This window comes from uncultured Intestinimonas sp., assembly GCF_944387725.1.
Taxonomy (GTDB): domain Bacteria; phylum Bacillota; class Clostridia; order Oscillospirales; family Oscillospiraceae; genus Intestinimonas.
The window spans coordinates 1-21,873 of sequence record NZ_CALXGA010000019.1 but is presented as its reverse complement, the minus strand read 5'-3'; the positions used below and the strand labels follow the sequence as shown (position 1 = coordinate 21,873).

The 21,873-nt window shown below is 65.4% G+C and carries 23 protein-coding genes; all 23 read right to left on the bottom strand.

Features of this window, described 5'->3' with window-relative positions; all coding sequences use genetic code 11:
• Positions 1-3: 3 nt before the first annotated feature.
• Positions 4-1,530, bottom strand: coding sequence for an SPOCS domain-containing protein (locus Q0K09_RS04655; RefSeq protein WP_294473532.1), 1,527 nt, complete (start codon positions 1,528-1,530; stop codon positions 4-6).
• 326 nt (positions 1,531-1,856) lie between these two features.
• A complete protein-coding gene (gene rsgA, locus Q0K09_RS04650) occupies positions 1,857-2,765 on the bottom strand; it encodes a ribosome small subunit-dependent GTPase A (RefSeq protein ID WP_294473530.1) in 909 nt (302 codons plus the stop codon).
• A complete protein-coding gene (gene pknB, locus Q0K09_RS04645; RefSeq protein ID WP_294473528.1) occupies positions 2,762-4,810 on the bottom strand; it encodes a Stk1 family PASTA domain-containing Ser/Thr kinase in 2,049 nt (682 codons plus the stop codon). Before pknB ends, rsgA begins: the two co-directional genes overlap by 4 nt.
• Before the next feature lie 18 nt (positions 4,811-4,828).
• Complete coding sequence (locus tag Q0K09_RS04640) at positions 4,829-5,557, bottom strand: Stp1/IreP family PP2C-type Ser/Thr phosphatase (protein ID WP_294473527.1); 729 nt, start codon at positions 5,555-5,557, stop codon at positions 4,829-4,831.
• 27 nt (positions 5,558-5,584) lie between these two features.
• On the bottom strand, positions 5,585-6,625 hold the full coding sequence (rlmN, locus tag Q0K09_RS04635; protein ID WP_294473525.1) for a 23S rRNA (adenine(2503)-C(2))-methyltransferase RlmN: 1,041 nt from the start codon (positions 6,623-6,625) through the stop codon (positions 5,585-5,587).
• Entirely contained in the window at positions 6,622-7,956 is a 1,335-nt protein-coding gene (rsmB, locus tag Q0K09_RS04630) for a 16S rRNA (cytosine(967)-C(5))-methyltransferase RsmB (protein WP_294473523.1), read from the bottom strand. Before rsmB ends, rlmN begins: the two co-directional genes overlap by 4 nt.
• Before the next feature lie 27 nt (positions 7,957-7,983).
• Positions 7,984-8,904, bottom strand: a complete 921-nt coding sequence (fmt, locus tag Q0K09_RS04625; RefSeq protein ID WP_294473520.1) for a methionyl-tRNA formyltransferase — start codon at positions 8,902-8,904, stop codon at positions 7,984-7,986.
• The gene (gene def, locus Q0K09_RS04620) at positions 8,901-9,395 is read right to left on the bottom strand and encodes a peptide deformylase (RefSeq protein ID WP_294473518.1); all 495 of its coding nucleotides are present in this window, start codon (positions 9,393-9,395) and stop codon (positions 8,901-8,903) included. The genes fmt and def overlap by 4 nt, the downstream gene beginning before the upstream one ends.
• Before the next feature lie 11 nt (positions 9,396-9,406).
• On the bottom strand, positions 9,407-11,881 hold the full coding sequence (gene priA / locus Q0K09_RS04615; protein ID WP_294473516.1) for a primosomal protein N': 2,475 nt from the start codon (positions 11,879-11,881) through the stop codon (positions 9,407-9,409).
• Positions 11,882-12,016: 135 nt separating this feature from the next.
• Positions 12,017-12,220: a DNA-directed RNA polymerase subunit omega gene (gene rpoZ / locus Q0K09_RS04610; RefSeq protein WP_294473515.1), complete on the bottom strand. Its 204-nt coding sequence runs from the start codon at positions 12,218-12,220 to the stop codon at positions 12,017-12,019.
• Between the two features lie 113 nt (positions 12,221-12,333).
• A complete protein-coding gene (gene gmk / locus Q0K09_RS04605; protein ID WP_294473514.1) occupies positions 12,334-12,945 on the bottom strand; it encodes a guanylate kinase in 612 nt (203 codons plus the stop codon).
• Positions 12,942-13,214 (bottom strand): DUF370 domain-containing protein, encoded by a 273-nt coding sequence (locus Q0K09_RS04600; protein ID WP_294473513.1) that lies wholly within the window; start codon positions 13,212-13,214, stop codon positions 12,942-12,944. The genes gmk and Q0K09_RS04600 overlap by 4 nt, the downstream gene beginning before the upstream one ends.
• Positions 13,215-13,226: 12 nt before the next feature.
• Complete coding sequence (locus tag Q0K09_RS04595; protein ID WP_294473512.1) at positions 13,227-14,105, bottom strand: YicC/YloC family endoribonuclease; 879 nt, start codon at positions 14,103-14,105, stop codon at positions 13,227-13,229.
• Between the two features lie 33 nt (positions 14,106-14,138).
• Entirely contained in the window at positions 14,139-14,675 is a 537-nt protein-coding gene (locus Q0K09_RS04590; protein WP_294473511.1) for a hypothetical protein, read from the bottom strand.
• 4 nt (positions 14,676-14,679) lie between these two features.
• Positions 14,680-15,285, bottom strand: coding sequence for a J domain-containing protein (locus Q0K09_RS04585; protein ID WP_294473510.1), 606 nt, complete (start codon positions 15,283-15,285; stop codon positions 14,680-14,682).
• Entirely contained in the window at positions 15,269-16,156 is an 888-nt protein-coding gene (locus Q0K09_RS04580) for a DUF5685 family protein (RefSeq protein WP_294473508.1), read from the bottom strand. The genes Q0K09_RS04585 and Q0K09_RS04580 overlap by 17 nt, the downstream gene beginning before the upstream one ends.
• On the bottom strand, positions 16,156-16,575 hold the full coding sequence (locus Q0K09_RS04575) for a SoxR reducing system RseC family protein (RefSeq protein ID WP_294473504.1): 420 nt from the start codon (positions 16,573-16,575) through the stop codon (positions 16,156-16,158). Before Q0K09_RS04575 ends, Q0K09_RS04580 begins: the two co-directional genes overlap by 1 nt.
• A 15-nt stretch (positions 16,576-16,590) precedes the next feature.
• On the bottom strand, positions 16,591-17,883 hold the full coding sequence (locus Q0K09_RS04570) for a CdaR family protein (protein ID WP_294473502.1): 1,293 nt from the start codon (positions 17,881-17,883) through the stop codon (positions 16,591-16,593).
• Positions 17,858-18,742: a diadenylate cyclase CdaA gene (gene cdaA / locus Q0K09_RS04565; protein ID WP_294473501.1), complete on the bottom strand. Its 885-nt coding sequence runs from the start codon at positions 18,740-18,742 to the stop codon at positions 17,858-17,860. The genes Q0K09_RS04570 and cdaA overlap by 26 nt, the downstream gene beginning before the upstream one ends.
• 218 nt (positions 18,743-18,960) lie before the next feature.
• Complete coding sequence (locus Q0K09_RS04560) at positions 18,961-20,085, bottom strand: aminotransferase class V-fold PLP-dependent enzyme (RefSeq protein ID WP_294473499.1); 1,125 nt, start codon at positions 20,083-20,085, stop codon at positions 18,961-18,963.
• Complete coding sequence (locus Q0K09_RS04555) at positions 20,082-20,336, bottom strand: DUF3343 domain-containing protein (protein WP_294473497.1); 255 nt, start codon at positions 20,334-20,336, stop codon at positions 20,082-20,084. The genes Q0K09_RS04560 and Q0K09_RS04555 overlap by 4 nt, the downstream gene beginning before the upstream one ends.
• A gap of 228 nt (positions 20,337-20,564) precedes the next feature.
• Complete coding sequence (gene ispF / locus Q0K09_RS04550) at positions 20,565-21,062, bottom strand: 2-C-methyl-D-erythritol 2,4-cyclodiphosphate synthase (RefSeq protein WP_294473495.1); 498 nt, start codon at positions 21,060-21,062, stop codon at positions 20,565-20,567.
• Positions 21,059-21,790 (bottom strand): 2-C-methyl-D-erythritol 4-phosphate cytidylyltransferase, encoded by a 732-nt coding sequence (gene ispD / locus Q0K09_RS04545; protein ID WP_294473494.1) that lies wholly within the window; start codon positions 21,788-21,790, stop codon positions 21,059-21,061. Before ispD ends, ispF begins: the two co-directional genes overlap by 4 nt.
• Positions 21,791-21,873: the final 83 nt, after the last annotated feature.

Below are 21,873 nucleotides of genomic sequence, written 5' to 3'. Positions count from 1 at the left end.
TTTTTACCGCTTCTTGGGGATGAGCAGGAGCTGCCCCGCCGGTGGGGCCTCTTCCCCCAGAGCATTGGCCTGGACGATGTCCTCGGTGGTGGTGCCGTAGGCCTTGGCGATGTCCCAAAGCCGCTCCCCCTCCCCCACCAGCCGCAGGACGATGGAGGGCTGCCCGGCGGTGTCCCGGGGGGCGCTCTCGTCCAGCCGGACATCCGAGACGCCGGTGGCAGTGTGGGGCATCAGGGCCAGATAGCGGAAATCCAGAGGGTAGCGCACCTCCACGCCGCCGCCGGTTGGGGTGGCAAACCGCTCCCCTGGGCAGACACAGCGGCAGGTGCAGGCGGAGCCCTCCGGCAGTTCCACCGGGCAGGCCGCCGGAATAGCCCGCCGGGCGGTCTCCAGGCTGCCATCCTCCGCCAGATAGACCACGGTGACGGCGGTCTCAGCCGATAAGTTCACTTGGGCCCCCTCCCGGACGGCGGCGACGGCCCCTACGTTGACATAGACGTCGCAGACCTCCCGCACCGGGGAGACCGTCTCCAGCAGCTCCCGGACGGTGACCCGCCGCTGGGCGTGCTCCATCAGGCGGTAGAAGGTGTATGGCTTCCGCTCTGCAGTGAGCTGGTAGGCCGTGCTGTAGATATCTGAGAGCAGCGTCACCTGCCGCTCCTCCCGGATCACGGCCTGGGCCAGCAGGGACAGGGACAGGGACAGGGTGCGGCCCTCCTCCCCGTCCAGGGTGCACTCACAGCCTGTGAGGGTCACCTGGAGGGCGCAGTCTGCATCCTCCCCCACCTCCGAGACCTCCATGATCTGGGAGAAGGGCAGCTCAAAGCTGGCAGGGCAGAGGCTGCCGTCCGTGGCGCGGTAAAGGAGCTGGAGGTCGGCCTCCCCCTTGAAGATGAGCTTGTTGCCGATGATCTTGGACTCGCTGCATACCAGGTCCGCCCGGGTCTTCAGCAGCTCCTCCGCCACCGGGCGGGAGCCAGAAAGGCTTAGGTCGTCAGAAAAGGTAAAGGGTTTCTCCTCTACAGCAGCAACCAGGCAGGCCGATTGGGTCTCCCCCATCTGCTGGATGCCGGCGTCGCTCTCGCACTCCACCCCGTCGCAGAAGCTGGCGGTCTGGGGGGCGAAGGCCTGAAGGTCCACAGCCAGGCTCACCCGGGTCAGGACCTTGCGGGGATTGAGCATCCGGGCGTCGGCGGACTGGACCCGGGGGACGGCGGTGAGGCGGCAGCTCCGATTCAGGCCGGCGGCCTCCGCCGCGCAGGTGAAGGGAATGCTCACGGTCATGCGGCGGAGCTCCTGGCCGCTGTCGGGCAGATATAGGATGGCGCACCGGGCGGTTCCGGCCACCTCCATCCGTCCCTCCTGGGCCTCCTTGCTCTTGAGACAGACCAGCGCCTCCGTGTCCACAATGCGCAGGATGTCGGGACAGGCGTCGGGAACGATGCTCTCCAGGGTCTCCTCCTGGAACAGGGTGGTGTCCAAAAGGGTGTCGTAACAGTTGAGATGGGTGGTTTTCAGTTCCAGCTCCATAGCGTTCCTCTCCTTGCAGCGTTTCTACAGGGAGCATATGTACAAGGTCTGGCCGCTATGACAAAATTAGGCTGCCGAAAGGTCCCTCGGACCATTTCGACAGCCGAAACCTTCCCCCGTCCTCCCTTGGCGGGAGAGACCGTCCTTTTTCAAACCGAGGCGGAGCTTCCGCCGCTTCCCGCTCAGCGCAGGCCAAAGAGGGCCTTCAAAATGCCCCGCAGACACTTTGGGGAGCGTACAATCACGATCTTCAAGAAAAACGCCTCCTTCCCCGTAGACTGGTACCGCTATCCCAGTATACGCAGAAGGAGGCGGCGGGTGCGCACTCATTTTTTCTCTGGCTCCCGGCGCTCCCAGTCCTTGACCTCGCTGGCCTGCTGGTAGAGGCGCAGATAGCTCTCGTGGCGGCTGACCGGGATGTCCCCCTGCTCCACCGCCTCCAGTACGGCGCAGCCCCGCTCTCTCCGATGGGAGCAGCCCACAAAGCGGCATTGGTCCAGGTAGGGGCGGAACTCCCGAAAGGCCATCGCCAGGTCCTCCTTTCGCAGCAGCTCCATGCGCTCGGTGTCGAAGGAGGAGAACCCGGGGGTGTCCGCCACAATGGCGCCGTTTCCCAGGCGGTAGAGCTCCACATGCCGGGTGGTGTGGCGGCCCCGGCCCAGCTTCTCGCTGACCTCTCCCACCTGGAGGCCGAAGCCGGGCTCCAGGGCATTGAGGATGCTGGACTTGCCCACGCCGGAGTTTCCTGTAAAGGCGGATACCCTTCCAGTTATTGCGGCAGACAGGGCTTCCATGCCCTCCCCGGTGGCGGCGCTGACCCGCAGAGTGAGAAAGCCCGCCTGGGTGTAGGTCTTATAGAGGGTATCCGCCGGGTCCAGATCGCACTTGTTGATGCAGATGAGACAGCCGCATCCCTCCTTGCTGTCTGCCAAGGCGGTGACCCGGTCGATGAGGAAGGGGTCGGTCACTGGGACGGCCCCGGAGACCACCAGCACCAGCTGGTCGATGTTGGCCACCGCCGGGCGCTGGAAGCGGTTTTTCCGGGGCAGAATCTCCTCCAGGGCCCCCACCCCGTCGGTGAGGCGGGTAAAGGACACCCGGTCCCCCACCAGGGGGGTGATCCTCTGGTGGCGGAATTTCCCCCGGGCCCGGCAGGTCACAGTCCGGCCGGAGCCGTCGTCCACATAGTAAAAGCCGCTGAGGGCCTTGAGAATCACGCCGTTCTCCCGGCTCATGGTCCGTTCACCGCCCCGGTGTCGAAGTTCACCGTGATGTTGTGGGAGTAGACCCCGTCGAAGTAGACGCTGTAGGAGTGGCTCCCGGTGCCTGTCAGGGTGAAGACCACATGATTCACCCTCCGCTCCACGGTCTGGTTGTAGACGAAACCGCTGCCTCCGTTGAGCTGTACCGCCACCATGTCGGAGGAATCCCCGTTCTTTGGCAGGGCGATCTCCACCTGGACAGAATTGGCCTCCGGGTCCGGCGGGACTTCTGGCTCCTCACTGACGGCGGGAGTCTCCTCCTCCAGGGCCCCGGAACCGTTGCTGACCTGAAGCATGACGCTGGTGCCCTCCTCCACGCTCTCCCCCACGGGGATGCTCTGGTAGACCACGGTGCCTGCGGGTTCCTCGCTGTCCACCTCAGTGGTTGTCACCACCAGGTTGAGGCCGTTGGCGCCCTCCAGCCAGGTCCGGGCGGTCTCCAGGGTCTCACCCACCACATTCGGCATGGTCCGCACCACCGGCTCCGGGCCCAGGCTGACGTAGATGATCACCGGGGTGTCGGTTGTGATGGTGCTGCCGGGCATGGGGTCGGTGCGGCTGACAAAGTCCTCGGTGATTTCGGAGTACTCCGATTCGACTGTGATGTTGGAAAGTCCCATGGTCCGAAGCTCCTGCTGGGCCTCCCGGTAGTCCTTGTTCATCAGCTCCGGCATATAGAGGGGCTCTTCCCCGCTGCTGACGGTGACGGTGATGGTCAGGTCATCCCCGGTAGCCACCGACCTGGGCTGGGGGTCCTGGGAGATGATCCTGCCCTCCTCCACTGTGGCGCTGGGGACACGTTCCCCCTCTACGACAGTAAAGATGCCCTGCACACTTGGGTCATTCCGGGCCTCTTCCAGAGTCTTATTGATGAGATTGGGCACGGAACGGGAGTTTTCCTGCTGGAAGTTGTTGCTGAAAAAGGCCACCCAGAACAGGACGCCGATGCCCACAATGAAGATCAGGATGGAGGCCACGGCCAGGGGGACCGACATGCTCCCTCCCCGCCTCTTCCGCCGGTGGTACTCGGTGGTCCGGGGAGGCTCCGGGACCTCCGAGCGGGGCCGGCGGCGCTCCGGGGTGCGGACCGGGCTGCTCCGGCGGCCGGTGTCGATGATCTGGGTGGGCTCGTCAGCCCCCCCGTCGGGTGGGATGAGATCGGCGGGGGTGTAGTCAAAGTTGATGCTGGGATTTTTTCGGAACTCCTCCAGGTCCGCCAGCATCTCATCGGCGCTGCGGTAGCGATTTTCCACATTGGGGGCCATGGCTTTCATGGTGATGGCCTCCAGGGCCTCCGGGATGTCTGGGTTGAGCTCCCGGGGGGGCAGCGGGATGGAGCTGATGTGCTGAATGGCCACCGACACGGGGGTATCCCCCTCAAAGGGCAGGCGGCCGGTGAGCATCTCATAGAGCACCACCCCGGCGGAGTAGATATCGCTGCGGGCGTCGATGCGGCTGCCCCGGGCCTGCTCCGGTGAGATATAATGGACTGAGCCCAGGGCCTCCTGGGTCAGGGTGTTCTGGGCGGCCGAGGCCAGCCGGGCAATGCCGAAGTCGGTGACCTTGATGCTGCCGTCCCGCAGGACCATGATGTTCTGGGGCTTGATGTCCCGGTGGATGATGCCCCGGCTGTGTGCGTGGGAGAGGGCCTTCATGATCTGGGTGATAAAGTGGAGGGCCTCCTTCCAGCTCAGGGGTCCCCCCCGCTTCTGCATATACTGCTTGAGGGTGATGCCGTCGATGAGCTCCATCACAATGTACTCCACATCGGAGGAACGGCTCACATCGTACACCGCCATGATGTTGGGGTGGGAGAGCATGGCCACAGCCTGGGATTCGTCGTGGAAGCGGCGGCGGAACTCGGCGTCCCGGGCCAAATCATCCCGCAGGATCTTGATGGCCACCTTGCGGTTGAGCCGGTGGCAGTGAGCCTTGTAGACCACCGCCATTCCGCCTGTGCCGATGACCTCCAGGATCTCATAGCGGTTATCCAGCAGCTTCCCTATGTACTGATCCATATAGGGGTCTCCTCCTTGTTACATCTGAAGCAGGACCGCAGTCACGTTGTCCGGGGCCCCCCGGAGCAGCGCGATGTCCAGCAGCCGCCGGCAGCAGTCCTCTGTTGGACCGCCGTGGAGGACCTCATAGAGGACCTCCTGCTCCGTGACCACGTTGCTCAGCCCGTCCGAGCACAGCAGCAGGGCGTCCCCGGGGCTGAGGGCCTGGCGGTACAGGTCTGCCCGAAGCTGGGCCTCCGCCCCCAGGGCCCGGGTGATGAGGTTCTTCTGGGGGTGCTGCCGGGCCTGCTCCGGGGTGATCTTTCCCCGGGTCACCAGGTCCTCCACCACGGAGTGGTCCCGGGTAACCCGTTGGATGCCTCCGGGCTGAACGAGATAGCACCGGCTGTCCCCGATGTTCAGGATGTAGGCGTTCAGCTCCACCACCAGGGCGGCCACCATGGTGGTGCCCATCCCCCGGCACTCGGGCTCCCGGCCCGCCGTGGCGTAGACCACGGCGTTGGCCTGCTGGGCGGCGGAGTGGATCAGGGCCTCCGGCTCTGTACGCCACTCCTGGGGCGGGCTGGCCTTGGCGGTCTCCAGGAAGGTCTGGACTGCCAGCCGGCTGGCGATGTTGCCCGCCCGGGCGCCCCCCATGCCGTCGCAGACAATGGCGAGACCCAGGTCCGGCTCCACCAGCTCGATATAGAAATCGTCCTGATTCTGTTCCCGGACCGCACCCGTGTCGGTGATGCCCCAAAGGTTCATATTGGACCAATCCTTTCCCTTCCCCGGTCAGGTGTGCTGTTCCAGGGTGTCTTCCCGCATGGCCTTCCGCCGGAGCTGCCCGCAGGAGGCGTCGATGTCCCCGCCCAGCCTCCGGCGCACAGTGACAGTGACGCCCTGACGCTCCAGGCGCTTCTGAAACTCCGCCACCCGGCGGCTGGGCCGCAGGGGGCTCTCCTTCACCTCGTTGAGGGGAATGAGGTTCACATGTCCCGGCGTCCCTTTGAGATGGGCGGCCAGCAGGTCGGCCTGCCGGTCGCTGTCGTTGACGCCGTCGATCATGGCGTACTCATAGGAGATCCGCCGCCCGGTAACCTCGAAGTAGCGGCGGCAGGCGGCAAAAAGCCGATCTACCCCCACCCCCCGGTTCACCGGCATGATGCGGCTCCGGGTCTCGTTATCCGGGGCGTGGAGGGAGACAGACAAGGTTAATTGTAACCGATGTTGGGCCAGTTTGTCAATTTTGTCCACCAGGCCGCAGGTGGAAAGGGAGATGTGGCGCATCCCGATGTTCTGTCCATCCGGGTGGTTGACCAGCTCTAGGAACCGCAGTACCGTATCGAAATTGTCCAGAGGCTCCCCAATGCCCATGAGGACGATATTGGAGATGGGAAGGCCGGAGTCCAGCTGGGTGAAGAGGACCTGGTCCAGCATCTCCGAGGCGGTCAGGTCCCGGACCTTGCCCCCCAGGGTGGAGGCGCAGAAGGCGCAGTCCATCCGGCAGCCCACCTGGGAGGAGATACAGACAGTATTCCCATGATGATAGCGCATCAAAACCGTTTCGATGCAATTTCCGTCCTGAAGCCGCCAGAGGTACTTGACTGTGCCGTCCAGGGCGGACACCTGCTTCCGGGCAACCTCTGGACATGTGATATGGCACTCCCCCGCCAGCTTTTCCCGCAGGGACTTGGAGAGATTGGTCATCTCATCGAAGGAGGCGGCCCCTCGGTGGAGCCAGAGAAAGAGCTGCTTGGCCCGAAAGGCGGGCTCTCCCCGCTCCTTCAGCCAGTCTGTCAGCTCTCTCTGGGTCATGGATTTGATGTCGGTCATAGGCGCCTCCGCAGTTTGGCGATGAAAAAACCGTCGGTGTCGTGGATGTGGGGCCAGAGGGTCAGGCGGCCCTCCGGGACCTCCCCCGCCGGGCCCGGCAGGACGAAGGGCTCCGGGGCATACTCTGGGTGTGCCGCCAGGAAGCGGTCCACCACCGCCCCGTTCTCCCGCTCCAGCAGGGTGCAGGTGGAGTAGAGCAGGACGCCCCCCGGCTTCACATAGCCGGAGATATTGTCCAAAATGTCCCCCTGGACTGCCGGCAAACCCTTCAGAGGGGCCGGGTCCTTGTAGCGGATGTCTGGCTTCTTGCGGATGATGCCCAGGCCCGAGCAGGGCACGTCGGCCAGCACCAGATCGAAGCCCTCCGTCCACCCCTCCCGGCGGGCCTTGGCGTCCTGGACGGCGGCGTGGATGCAGGTGAGGCCCAGCCGCCGGGCCCCGGCGTCAATGAGGGCCATTTTGTGGGAGTGGATGTCACAGGAGAAGACCCCCCCCCTGTCCTCCATGGCTATGGCACAGGCAAAGGACTTGCCGCCGGGGGCGGCGCAGGCGTCCAGCACCCGCATTCCGGGCTCCAGCCCCGCCGCCAGCACCGCCGCCCGGGCCGCTGGGTCCTGGATATAGAAGGCCCCCGCCTGAAAGGGGGCCAGCCCCTCCAGGTCCCCAGTGGCGCGGAGGAGCAGGCAGTCCGGCATCCAGGGATGGAGCGCGGCCTCCACTCCCTGGGCCCGGAGGGCCTCCACCACATATTCCACTGTAAAGTGAATTGTATTTACCTGTGCTGCTGTGGGCGGCCTGCCGTTGTCAGCGGCCAGGAGGGCCTCCGTCTCCTCTGGCCCCAGGACGGACATCCATTCCTGGACCAGCCAAAGGGGATGGCTATAGCGGATGGAGAGATAGGCCGCCGGGTTCTGCTCGCCAATGACGGGTAGGCGTTCCGCATTTCGGGCCACGGAGCGCAGAATGCCGTTGACCAGGCCGGGGCTCCTGGGGTTCCGGCTGTACCGCCGGGCCAGCTCCACCGAGGTATGGACGGCAGCGCTGGGCGGCACCTTGGTGAGAAAGGCGATCTGGTAGATCCCCAGCCGCAGAACATTGCGGACCTGGCGCTCCATGCGCTCTAGCTTCACCGTGGAGAATCTGCTGAGGTAAAAGTCCAGCAGCAGCCGGTTCTGCTGGACCCCGAAGCAGAGCCGGGTGGCCAGGGCGGCATCCCGGCTGTCCAGACCGGCGGCGCGGATGTTCTTTTTCAGGGCCAAATCGGACCAGGCCCCCTGCTTTTCGCAGGCGGTCAGGGTCACCAGGGCCACCTCCCGGGCGCTGCCGGTCATGGATCCAGCCTCCTTTCTCTCCTCCTGTCAGCCGGTGGCCAGGGGATGGCCCCGCAGGAAATCAGCGGCGGCCATCCGCTTTTTCCCATCCGGCTGGAGCTCCAAAATGCGCAGGAGGCTCCCGCCGCCGCAGGCCATGACGATGCCGCCCTTTCCGGCCTCCACGACCGTTCCAGGTTTCGCAGTCGTTGTATGGTCAATAATATCAGTCAGAAATACTTTACAGCGTATCCCACTGAACACTCCAGCGGCGGCGGGCCAGGGCAGCAGCCCCCGCACCTGGTTGTGGAGGGCCTGGGCGGGCTTACTCCAGTCCAGGGGGGAGAGCTCCCGGCTCAGCATGGGGGCATAGGTGGCCTGGCTCCCGTCCTGGGGGATCTGAGGCGCTGTCCCTGCCTGGAGCTGGGCCACGGCCTCCACCAGGAGCGCCCCGCCCATTTGGGCCAGTCGATCGAAGAGCTCCGGGGCCGTCTCATCCGGTCCGATGGGGGTGGACCGCTGGAGAATGATGTCCCCGGCGTCCAGCTCAGGGGCCATGTGCATGATGGTGACGCCGGTCTCCTTCTCCCCGTTGAGGATGGCCCAGTTGATGGGGGCCGCCCCCCGGTACTTGGGGAGCAGGGACGAGTGGACGTTGATACAGCCATATGGGGGAGCGTTCAGAATGTCCTCCGGCAGGATGCGGCCATAGGCCGCCACCACAATGAGCTCCGGATCCAGACTTTGCATCTGGGCCAAGGCCGTGCCATCCCGGAGTTTTCCCGGCTGGAACACGGGGATTTCTTTTGATAGGGCAAATTCCTTAACAGGGCTTGCCTGGAGCTTCATGCCCCGGTTTTTGGGTTTGTCCGGCTGGGTAAACACCCCGCAGACGGCGTGTCCCGCCTCCAAAAGGGCCTGTAAGGAGGGGACTGCAAAGTCCGGGGTCCCCATAAAGAGGATGTTCAACGGTTCTCCTCCTCCATCAGCTTGTCCATCTCCTGCTGGGTATAGAGCTGGTCAGTGAGCTCGGTGAAGATATGGCCGTCCAGGTGGTCCAGCTCGTGGCAGAAGCACCGGGCCACAATGCCCTCCCCCTCCACCTCGAAGGATTCCCCCCTTCGGTTTTGGGCCCGGACCCGGACCCGGGCGGGACGCACCACATCTCCCCAGAGGCCGGGGACGCTGAGGCAGCCCTCCCAGCCCTCCTGGGTCTCCTCCGAGCGCCAGACGATCTCCGGGTTGACCAGCTCCAGCATCTCGTCTTTTTCGTCCACCACAATGACGCAGCGGCGCAGGATGCCCACCTGGGGGGCGGCCAGACCGGCGCCGTTGGCATGGGCCAGGGTCTCCCGCAAATCGTCCAGGAGCTCCCCCAGCCGGCCGTCAAAATTGGTGACGGGCCGGCACTTCTTGTGCAGGGCCGGGTCCTGGTCGGTCAAAATCTTTCTCAAAGCCATGGTTGATCCTCCTAGTCGTATGGGTCCGCGTCCACGAAGACGGACACGCCCCGGCTCTCCCTGTCCCGGCCCACGGCCTGGAGGAGCTGGGAGAGCATGGAGCGGACTTCCTTATGATTGGGGCTCATTAGGGTGAGCCGGTAGCGGTAGCGGTTGTTCACCTTGGCCACCGCCGCCGGTGCGGGGCCCAGAAGCCGGGGGAAGTCTTCCCCACCCCGGCGGGACTCCGCCCAGAGCTCCAGACTGCGCCGGAGCTTTTGGCACACCCGGAGCACGGCGGCCTCGTCCCGCCCGGAGGCCATGAGCACGAACAGGGTGCGAAAGGGGGGGTAGTCCATCATCCGGCGCAGCTCAATCTCCTGGTTGTAAAAGCTGTCGTAGTCCTGGGCGGCGGCAAAGCGGATGACATCGTTGTCCGGCGTATAGGTCTGGATCACCGCCCGGCCGGATTTCTCCCCCCGGCCGGCTCGGCCCACCACCTGGGTGAGGAGGGAAAAGGTCCGCTCCGTGGCCCGAAAGCTGTCCACATAGAGGGACAGGTCGGCGGCCACCACCCCCACCAGGGTGACGTTCTCAAAGTCCAGACCCTTGGCCACCATCTGGGTCCCCACCAGGATGGGGACCCTCTCCCGCTCGAACCGGGAGAGGATGGCCTCATGGGAGTGGGCGGCGGAGACGGTATCGGTATCCATCCGCATGACCTCCACCCCGGGGAAGAGCTGTTCCAGCTCCTCCTGAACCCGCTGGGTGCCGGCGCCGATAAAGTGGAGGGCGCCGCCGCAATCCGGGCAGGCCGGCGGCAGGGGCTGGGAGTGGCCGCAGTAGTGGCACATGAGGCGGCCGTTGGCCGAGTGGTAGGTGAGGTGGACCGAGCAGCGGGGGCAGGTGGGTACGGCGCCGCACTCTCCGCAGGAGACCATCCGGCTGGCCCCCCGGCGGTTGAGGAAGAGGATGGCCTGCTCCCCCCGCTCCAGGTTGGCGGCGATCTCCTGGCGGAGGAGGCCGCCGATGGCGCCGCCGCTGCCCCTCCGAAGCTCCTCCTTCAGATCGCTGAGGAAGACCCCCGGCAGGGCCCGGGTGTTGTAGCGCCGGCGCAGTTCCACCAGATGGTAAACCCCGGCCCGGGCCAGATACATGGTCTCCACCGAGGGGGTGGCGGAGCCCAGCACCAACAGCCCCCCGCACTTGGCGCAGCGGTACTTGGCGACATCCCGGGCGTGGTACCGGGGGGTGTTTTCCGACTTGTAGGTAGCCTCCTGCTCCTCGTCCAGGATCAGAAGGCCCAGATGCTCCATGGGGGCGAAGACTGCGGAGCGGGTCCCCAACACCACCCGGGCGGCGCCGGAGCGGGCCCGCTTCCACTCGTCGTACCGCTCCCCCGCCCGGAGGGAGCTGTGGAGCACAGCAATGTGATCCCCAAAATGGGAGGAAAAAATGCGCAGGAGCTGGGGGGTCAGGGCAATTTCCGGCACCAGGACCAGGGCCGACTGTCCCCGCTCCAGGGCGGCTTGAATGAGACGGATATAGACCTGGGTTTTGCCGCTGCCCGTCACCCCGTAGAGGAGGGACACTGCCGGCTCCGGGGCCCGGCATAGGGCGTCCAGTGCCTCAAAGGCGGCCTGCTGCTCCTGGTTGAGGACCACCGGAGGGGCGGGCTCCACCGCCTCCACCTGGACTCGGCGGAAGACCTCCCGTTTCTCCAGGGTGATAAGGCCGCTTTTGACCAGGGCGCGCAGGGTGGCGCTGGAAGCCCCGGTGAAATAGCAGATCTCCTTGACCGAGGCCCGGCCCACGCCGCACAACAGCTCCACCACGGCGTACCGCTGGGGGGCGGAGCGCCGCCGGGAGGCCGCCTGGGCCAGGGCTTCCTCCGCCGGAACGGCCAGAGAGGCCACCTGCTCCGTCTTGTCCCCCACGCCCCGGGCGGCGATGGTCTCCAGGGTGAGGATGCCCTGGTCCGTCAGGAGTTTCAGGGCCGGATTTGGGTCCTTTCCGGCAAAGGCATCCCGAATCTGCCCGATCTCGGCCTCTCCTCCGGCGGCCCAGATCAGGTCCAGGATACGCCGGGCGTGTTCCGATCGGCCCGCCGCCTGGTAAGATGCCTCCTGGTCCACACCGGGGACGACGCGGTAGCTGTCCCGGAGGGAGAACCACAGTCCGGCGGGTAGCATGGCCCGGGCCGCGTCGTAGAAGGTGCAGAAAAACCGCTCCCGCATCCAGAGGCACAGCCTTCGTCCGCCGGCATCCAGCACAGGGATCTCATCCAGGACGGCGAGGATGGACTTGAGCTTCTTGTCTGGGACAGCCCCGGCCACCGCCAGCACCAGTCCCTCAGTCCGCCGGTTTCCGGGCCCAAAGGGGATCATTACCCGCACCCCTGGGACCACCCGCTCCCACAGCTCGCCCTCCACCAGATAGTCGTAGGGCTTGTCGATGGCGTAGGTGGCCGCCGCCAGGGCAACCTTGGCCACCCGTACCTCATCCATGGCCGGGCCCCCTCCACCGGAAAAGGCAAGCGCCGGGGGCAGAACCCATCCGGCGCTTTCGGTCGCGGGGACGGCTGCCCCGGCACGAACCGCAAAGCCCCGGCGGGCCGGCGGACCTGTCCAGACAGGCGTGGCTCAAGGCTGCTCCGGGAGGGAGAGGTCCACCTTTCCCTCCGCGATCTCCTGGATGGCCAAGGAGACAGGCTTCTCGCTGAGGGGGTAGCCCCCCTCCTCCGCTTCGGCGGCAATCTGACGGGCCCGGTGGGCCACCACATTCACCAATTGGTAGCGGCTGGGCACCTGGGCCAGCAGGTCCTTCATTGCGGGATAGAGCATCATATGTCCTTACACTCCTTTGAAAATGTCAGAGGCAACACCGCACAAGGATTGTGCGCCAGATGCGTCAGCAGATGGTGTGCAAAGCCGTCAGGCGGTCTTTGTGCGGCGTTGCCTCAGATATCGTCCACCAGATGGAGGCGGTTCCGGGTCCGGCAGTCCTCGGCCAGCAGGATGGCGATGATCTCCGCCGCCGCCGCCGAGACCTTGTCGTTGACCACCAGGTAGTCATAGCTGGGAATCTGCCTGTATTCCTCCCTGGCCTTTCGGAGCCGCCCGGCGATGGTCTCCTCGCTGTCGGTGTTGCGGCCACGCAGCCGCCGGGAGAGCTCCTCAAAGGAGGGGGGAATGATGAAGATCAGCACCGCCTCGGGGCACTTGGCCCGGACCTTTGCGGCCCCCTGGACCTCGATATCCAGCAGCACATCGGTGCCGGCGGCCACCTTCTCCTGGATGACCTTCAGGGAGGTGCCGTAGTAGTTGCCCACATATTCGGCATACTCCAGCAGCTCACCGGCGGAGATCATGCGCTCGAACTCCGCCCGGTCCACAAAGTGGTAGTTTACGCCGTCGGCCTCCCCCACCCTGGGCTGCCGGGTGGTGAAGGAGACGGAGAAGTGGATGTCCTGCCGCTGACCCAGCAGCTCGGAGATCACCGTGCTCTTGCCCACGCCGGAGGGCCCGGAGAGGACGATGAGCTGGCCGCGGGTCTTTTTCTTAATCATCACGAGAGCATTTCCTCCTCTTCCGGCCCTTCCCCGGCGATGACTCCCAGGCGCTCGGCCATTTTGTCCGTGGGGATGGCGGAGAGAATCACATGATCGCTGTCCATCACCAGCACGGCCCGGGTCTTCCGTCCGTAGGTGGCGTCAATGAGGACGCTCCGCTCCCGGGCCTCCTGGATCATCCGCTTAATGGGGGCGGACTCCGGGCTGACGATGGCGATGAGCCGCTCCGCCGAGACCATACTGCCAAATCCGATGTTGATGAGCTTCACACCGCCGCCCCCCTACTCGATGTTCTGGACCTGCTCGCGGATTTTCTCAATCTCGCCCTTGATGTCGATGACCCGCCGGGAGGTCTCGATGTCGCTGCACTTGGATCCGATGGTGTTGGCCTCCCGGTTGAACTCCTGGATGAGGAAGTCCAGCTTCCGGCCCATGGGTCCCCCCTGCTCCAGCATGGCCCGGAGCTGGGAGAGATGGCTGCGGAGCCGGACGGTCTCCTCGTCCACCGCCACCTTGTCGGCGAAAATGGCCGCCTCGGTGAGAATGCGGCTCTCGTCCAACTGGTGGTTTTGCAAAACCTCCGTCAGCTTGGCCTCCAGCCGGGCCCGGTACTCGGCCACCGTCCGGGGGCTCTGCGCCTCCACCAGGTCCGTCAGGGCCTCGATGGCTTCGGCCCGGGAGAGAATGTCGGCCCGGAGCTTCTCCCCCTCCCGCTCCCGCATGACGGAGAAATCCGCCAGAGCCTGGTCCAGTACCGCTCCGATACCGGCTGCTACGGCCTCCACATCCTCCGGGGCCTTCTCCACCCGGAGGACGTCCGGGAACCGGGCCAGGAGCTCCAGGGTAGGAGACCCCTCCACCGGGTAGGTGTTCTTGAGCTCCTCCAGGGCCGCTAGATAGCGCCCGGCCACTGTGTGGTCCACCGTAATGGTGACCCCCTGGGCCGCCGCCCCCTCAATGGTGACAAAGACGTCTACCTTGCCCCGGGTAATACTGCCCTGGACCTGGCTCTTGAGGGCTTCCTCGGCAAAGAGGTAGGTCCGGGGCATTTTGATGGAGCAGTCCAGATAGCGGTTATTGACAGAACGGACCTCCACCGTAATGGCGCACCCATTCCGAACCGCCTCGCCTCTGCCGTAGCCGGTCATGCTTCGCACCACAGGCAGTCCCCCTTTCTTTTCCTGGATGTTCATTCAGCGCCGTCGCCGGCGCATGGGCTGGTCCACCCGGACCACATAAAAGGCAATCAGCTTGCTGAAGCCGAAGTCGTAGGCCAAAAAGACCACATTTCCCGCCGGGTAGAGGACCCAGAGAGCGGTGTCCGCCGCCGCCGGCGGCAGGGCCGAGAGAAAGATGGCCTGGAGTCCGAACCAGAACACCGTGAGCATGACGTTGAAGAAGGCCAGCTTGAGCACCAGCTCCAGGGGCAGCCGCCCCAGCCGCTCCACGGCATACTTCACCAGGGGGTAAAGGCCGAAAAACAGCAGATACAGCAGGGCGTTTCCCTTGTCCGGCAGCAGAATCAGGGCCAGGATGGAGGCCGCGGCATAGCACAGGCCCCCTGCGGCAGGCCCCCCGGAGATCACGGCGGCGGCGGGCAGAAGCCCAGCCACGGCCACCACGCCCATCCTGCCTGTGGGGACCAGGACGGAGAGATAGAGGATCACCAGGGACAGGGCCGTCAGCAGGGCGGTCAGGGCCACGGCTCCGGCGCTTTTAGACTGTCTCATCTCTTTAATGTCCGCACCCGCCGCACAGGCAGTTGAGGCACAGCATGGTGGTGCAGCAGTCCATGGCGTCCATGCCGCCCGCGCCGTAGCCATAGGGCCGGTAGGCCTGTCCTCCCTGCCGCATCAGGTTGAAAGCCTGCCGGTACTCCAGATTGTTGGGATCCATGTTGCAGGCGATCTGATACTGCTGGGCGGCCTCGTCCAGCCAGCCCTTGCGGTAGGCGATGCTCCCCATGAGGAAGTGCCACTCGGCGTCCTGGCTGGGGGCGGTACTCAAAAGCTCCTCCGCCTGGGAGAGGTTCCCCAGGTTGATGGACTGCCGGACCCGGGCGTACAGGCTGCTGCCGGAGGAGGCGTAGGAGCTCTGCTGCCGGTAGCCGGACTGCTGATAGGCACTCTGGTAGCCTCCGCCCCCTCCGCCGGAGCGCATCTTGTTGATGGCCTCGTAGGCCTCATTGATCTCCTTCATCTTCTCCTCCGCCAGGTCGGCCAGAGGGTTGTTCTGATAGTTGTCCGGGTGATATTTTCGGGCCAGCTCCCGGTAGGCCCGCTTGATCTCGTCGTCACTGGCGCTGGGGTCCACCCCCAGAACGCTATAAGGATCGTTCATGTCTGTTTCTCCCCGTCTTTTTCTTCAGCTGCCGCCACTGTCCCGTGAAGACGGCCTCCTCCACCATGGGCAGGCCCAGGCAGAGAATGTTCCAGATCAGGCCGTTCCACGGCCCGAAGTCGGTCAGGTTGCAGGCGGACACCGCCAGGTTCAGCGAGTGGCGCAGGGTAAGCCGCACCTCCTCCCGGTGCGCCTCCGGTCCGTCGGGAAAGCGGGCGGCATAGGGATTATACCCACCCAGCCGCCGGTCCTCCTCCAGGTCGTCCCAGGCGTCCAACAGATAAATCCAGCGCCCCACATGGTAGAGAAGCTGTTCCGCCGCCCGGTCCCGGACCGGGTCCCCCGTAATGGGGGCTGCGGCCCGCAGGATGCGGGCGAAGGTGTCCGCCGCCCGGTCCATGGAGGCAATCCCTTGGCTCTCCAGGGCCCGGAGCTCTCCCAGGCAGGCCGCGGTCTGCCGGGCAAAGCCGGGACAGCGTCCCTCCGCCTTTCGATAGGCCGGCCGGAAAAAGAGCGCGAAGAACCGGGCCGGCAGACCCCGCAGAAAGGAGCTGTCCTCCACCGCGTCCCGCAGCTTCCAGTAGGTGAGCACCAGGCTCTCGTCGGCGGCCAGATCCAGGCTCTCCCGTGGCGTACACACCCGCTTGCCCCGAAGCGGGCAGGCCACACAGCGCCGCCGCCGGAGCTCCGGCCGGTCCGACGCCGGAGCGAGGACCATGGCCAGAAAGGTGAAGTCATAGTTGAGCAGCCACCGGGCGAAAAAACCGTACCGCCGTCCCAGGGTGTGGCAGAGGCCGCAGTAGAGTCCCTGGTAGGCCTCCAGCTCCCGGACCTTCAGCTCTCCCCGAAGGGGGAGCACATAGCCGAACATCAGATCTCCTGCACGGCCACGATGCGGAACTGGAGGGCATGGCGCCGCTTGACGCTCCGGTCTAGGGCCACCACCAGCAGGATGCTCACGGCGAAGGCGGCCACCGCCGCCAGGATACACCAGCCCTGGGTGAGGCCGGCGGCCTGGGCCGCCAGATAGCCGGCGATGAGCAGGGCCATGGGCACCAGATAGACAAAGGCGATGATGCCCATGAGCTGGGCGTTCTCGGTCTCCACCACCACCAATTCCCCCTCCCGGGCGCCTACAGAGTTCTGGGCCAGGGCGGTGACGGTGGGCTGGGCGGCGGTCATGCAGCCGCCGCACTCGGAACAGTTGTGGGCGCAGGCCCCCTGGCGGATCACCGCCACCTGGGCGGTGCCGTTGGGAAAGATCTGTGTCACTTGTGCTGTCTGTGTCATAACGATTCTCCTATTTTATTCCGCTTGGATGTTGACCACTACAATGTATCCCCCGGAGGTGCCAGAGCGCACCACACCGCACCTCCCATCCCCGTCCAGATAGATGCGGGGGGTAAAGGGGAACTGGGCCTGCCGGAGGGTCTCCCCCTCCAGATCCACCACCACCCGGATCTGGTAGCCGTCCACCTCCTCCAGGGAGGATGCCGGGCCCCGGACCTGGACCTGGAGGGTCTGGGTCACCGGGGTGGCGGTGAAGCCCTCCGGCTTATTGATGATCTGGATGTTGGAGGTCTCCACCGTCTTGGTCTCCAGACCGCTGACGGTGATGGTGACGGTGGCCTGGGTGATTCCGCTGTCGTTGGTGAGCTCCGGGGAGAGCTCAATGGGGAAGGTATAGGTCTGGTTCTCCTGAATCACCTGGGCCAGGTCGATCTCTCCCAGGGTGATGGAGGAGCCCTCCAGGGGGGTCACGTCGGCCTCGTCGCCGGAGATTTGAATGGTGGAGGGGCTGATCTCATAGGTGACATAGCGGTCGAAGTTCTCCTCGGTTACGCCGCCTCCATAGACAAACTGCACCGCCAGGGGCAGCTCCAGGGTCTTGACCACCGGCAGCACCACGCTCACCGTATCCACGTTGGTGGTGATGCCCTCGCCGTCCACCACCTGCCCGTCCTCAGTCATGAGCTGGAAGCCCAGCTCCCCGCTGTAGGTCCTGGTGAGGTTTTCCCCAGTAATGATCACCTGGGCATAGGAGACCTGGCTGACCAGCTCCTCGGGGCCCTGGATGCGGATGGTGTTGGGGGTGACCTCCGCAGGGTTGGCCCGGTAGCCGTTGGCCTCGTCCACCGTCCCCTCAAAGACGGCCCGGACCGGGACCTGGGCGGAGAGCAGGCGGGAAACCGTCACCCGTACGGTCTGCCCTTCCTGGTCCAGCACCTGGACGCTGTTGAGGCTGAAGAGGGAGTTGACCGGCGTGACGGTGCAACTCAGGTCGTAGCTCCCCGGCTCGTCGATCTCGGTGACATTGATGGTGGCGGTGAAATACTGGGCGGGGTCCATGACCATGCTCACCAGGGCGTCCCGGTTGCCGCTGACCCTGGCGCTTACCGTCAGGCCGCCGGAACCCACGTCCAGCATCAGACCCTTGCTGGCCAGGACCTCCTCGCCCACCACGGTCACAGGGATGCTCCGCACCGTGATCTCTCCCACATTGGTGTCCAGGGTGGTCACATAAACCCACAGTCCCAGAGCGATGAGGATGGCGAGAATGATATTGAAGGCTTTATTTTCCGTGAGTTTTTTCCCCATCGTTCTTGTCACCTTTTTTCGACTTGAATAGCGAGGAGAGCCTTCCTCCGGTCTTTGTGGGTTCCTGCTGGGGCAGAAGCTCGTTGCGCAGAAGCCGCTCCAGGGTCTCCGGCGCCAGGTGCCGCTTGAGCATCCCGTTCTCCGCCACGGAGATGGAGCCGGTCTCCTCAGAGACGATGGCTACCACGGCGTCGGAGTTCTCGCTCATGCCGATGCCGGCCCGGTGGCGCATCCCCAGATCCCGGGAGAGGTTGACGTTGCCCGACAGGGGCAGCACGCAGCCCGCCCCCACGATATGGCCGTTTCGGACGATGACCGCCCCGTCGTGGAGGGGGGCCTTGTTCCAGAAGAGATTCTTCAGCAGCTCGGCGTTCACCGTGGACTTCAAAGGCGTGCCGGTCTTGATGATGTCATCCAGGGGAACCTTCCGCTCGAAGACCATCAGGGCCCCCACCTTGTCCTTGGACAGGGAGGTGTAGGCCTGGACGGTCTGGGCAATGGCCGCCTCCACCTCCGGGGGGGCCTCCTCCCTGCTGAACATATCCCCCAGGCTGCTGCTGCCCAGCTGCTCCAGAAACCGGCGGATCTCCGGCTGAAACACCACGATCAGGGCCAGGGCCCCCATGGTCAACAGATTGCTGAGGACGAAGTAGACCACCCGGAGGGGGAGCCAGGAGGCTACGGCCAGCACAATCAGCAACAGCAGGATGGCCTTGGCCACCTGGGCCGTGCGGCTGCGCCGGACCAGAATCAGGATGCGGTAGACGACATAGGCCACGATGGCGATGTCCGCCACGTCCCAGATGGAAATGTTGTAGGTCTGGATGTAGTGAAACATCCGCTGTAAAAAGTCAGTCATTTCCAAAGTCTCCCACATCTTAGTTATGTGCTCCTGGGCGCACGCCGTCAAACGGTGTCCGCCCATTTTGTTATTATACTTGATCCCCGGGAAAATGGCAAGGACCCGGCAAATGAAATTTCCCTAAACTCTTACGAAAATGGCAGAAAAAAAGCGTGCGGAAGCGCATGGCGCAGTGCCGCGCTTTTCCGCACGCCTTGGAAAAAACCGTACCCGCCTCACTCCCGGGCAATCTGGGCTACTGCTCCGGCCAGGAGCTCGGCTTCTCGGGCGGTATTGAAGGCGGAGAAGCTGGCCCGAACGGTGCCGGCCTCCAGGGTCCCGGCGGAGCGGTGGGCCAGAGGGGCGCAGTGGAGCCCCGCCCGGACGGCGATGCCCCGGGCCCCCAGGCGCTCCGCCGCCGCCTCGCAGTCCAGGCCCTCCACCTGGAAGGACAGCACCCCCGCCTGGCTGAAGAGCCGGGGGGCGGCGTAGACCGTCACCCCCGGGATGGCGGAGAGGGCTTCGGCGCACCGGGCGGTGAGGGTCCGCTCGTGGTTCAGAATGGCCTCCGGGGTCCTGCGCTGGACAAAGTGGAGCCCCTCCAGGAGTCCGGCAATGCCCGTGAGGTTGTGGGTGCCGGCCTCCAGCCGGTCCGGGAGGAAGTCCGGCATCTCCTGCTGGGCCGAGAGGGAGCCTGTGCCCCCCTGGAGCAGGGGGACGGCCTCGTGGCCGCACAGCAGCAGCCCGGTGCCCTGGGGCCCGTAGAGCCCCTTGTGCCCCGGCATGGCGATGAAGGCGGCCCGGAGCCGGTCCATGTGGACGGGAAGGGTCCCGGCAGACTGGGAGGCGTCCAGGATAAAGGGGACTCCCCGCCGCAGGCACAGGCCGGAGAGCTCTTCCACCGGCAGTACATAGCCGAAGACGTTGGAGACATGGTTGCAGATGACGCAGGAGACCTCCGGGGTGAGCAGCTCCTGGAACCGGCTCAGGATGGCCCCCGGCGCAAAGAGCCGGGAGGCGGCCACCTTCACCGTCACATTGGGGATGGCCGCCAGGGGCCGGGTCACGGCGTTGTGCTCGTAGCCGGAGATGAGCACGGTGTCCCCCGGCTTCACCAGGGAGCGGATGGCAATGTTGAGGCCGTGGGTGGCGTTCATGGTGAAGACCACCCGGTCTGGCGCCTCCACATGGAAGAGTCCGGCAGCGGCCTTCCGGCAGGCAAAGGCGGTCTCAGCCGCCAGCATGGCGGCGGCGTGTCCGCCCCGGCCGGGGCTGGACATGTGGGTCATGGCCCAGGCCGAGGCCCGGGGCACAGCGGCTGGCTTTTGCAGGGTGGTGGCGGCGGCGTCCAGATAGATCATAGCCACACCTCGCGATAGCTGCCGTCCGCCTCCATGATGAAGACGCCCTTGGGCGGGAGGCCCGCACGGTTGAGGAGCACCAGCGACTGGGCAAGACGGCGCTCGGATACCTTCACCGCGTAGCCGCACCCCTCGCCGGCGATGCTTTTCGGTGCGCGGAGGATGCGGGCCGTGATCCCCGCGCGCTCCAGAACCGCGGCCGTCCGCTGGGCATAGGTCAGCGAGCGGCACACGATGAGATAGTAGACCATGGCACAGCTCCTTTCTCCGGGGATACGGCGGAAGGACCGTTCCCCTCATACCAGCATATGCCACAGCTGCTCCGCTGCCACAGAGAAAAGGGGCCGGCCCGGCGGGCAGCGCCGCACAAAGCCGTCAGGCGGTCTTTGTTCGCTGCTGCCCTTAACCTTCAAGCGCTTCAGCCGCCTACAGGGTACAGTTGGGGAAAACAGCGGCTTGAAAAAACGCCCATCCCCTTCCTATCTCCCTGATCCATCCAGACGCTCCAGCAGGCACACCGCGTGGGCGGCCATGCCCTCTCCCGCGCCGGTAAAGCCCAGGCCCTCCTCGGTGGTGGCCTTGACATTGATCTGCTCCTGGAGCACCCCCAGGCGCCGGGCCAGGTTCTGGCGCATTTGGGGGAGATAGGGAGCTAGCTTAGGCTGCTGGGCAATGACGGTGGCGTCCACATTGCCCACCTGCCAGCCCGCCTCCCGGATGCGTTGAGCCACCCGGTCCAGAAGGAGCAGGCTGGAGACGCCGGCATAGGCCGGGTCGCTGTCCGGGAAGAGCTTTCCAATGTCCCCCAGACCGGCCGCCCCCAGAAGGGCGTCCATGACGGCGTGGGTCAGCACGTCTGCGTCGGAGTGGCCCAGCAGGCCCCGGTCAAAGGGGATCTCCGTCCCGCCCAGGATCAGCCTCCGGCCCGGGACCAGGCGGTGGACGTCATAGCCATGTCCTATACGAAAGGCGCTCACAGCAGCGCTCCCCTTTCCTGTAAAATGCCCAGCCCCAGGGCCAGGTCCCCGGGGGTGGTGAGCTTGAGGTTGGCCGGATCTCCGGGGGTGAGGGCCACGGTCATGCCCAGGCGCTCCACAGCGGCGCAGTCGTCGGTGAGGGCGAGCCCCTCCGCCGCCGCCTTCCCAAGGGCGGCCTTGATGAGGGATGCCTCAAAGACCTGGGGGGTCTGGACGGCGAAGAGGCCCTCCCGGTCCAGGGTCTCCTCCACCAAGTCGTCTCGGGCTCGCTTGATGGTATCGGCCACAGGCACCGCCGGGGCTGCCGCGCCGCACTCCGCCGCCTTTCGGAGCACCGCCTCCAGCACCTCCTGGGTGACAAAGGGCCGGGCCCCGTCGTGGATGGCGATGAGCTGAGCCTCCCGGCTGGCCTCCCGGAGACCGGAGAGCACCGAGATCGTCCGGGTGGCGCCTCCCGCTACGATGCTGCGGACCTTCTCCAGGGCATAATCCCTGCATAGCTGGCTCACCGGGACGATGAGGTCCTCCCGAGTCACCACCACAATCTCGTGGATGAGGGGACACGCCTCCAGGGCCAGCAGAGTGCGGATAAGCACCGGCCGGTCCCCCAGGGAGAGCAGCACCTTGTCCTCCCCCATCCGGGTGGAGGAGCCCGCCGCAGGGACCACGGCGGTGCAGAAGGGGGCGGCGCTTTTCTTTCCGCGCAGACGGGCAAAGAGCGGGGACATGGCAAACCTCCTATTACAATAAATTTGGACAGGAAAGCCGGACAGCCAGTCCGGCTTTCCCTCCATCTCGTGCCTAAGCTACA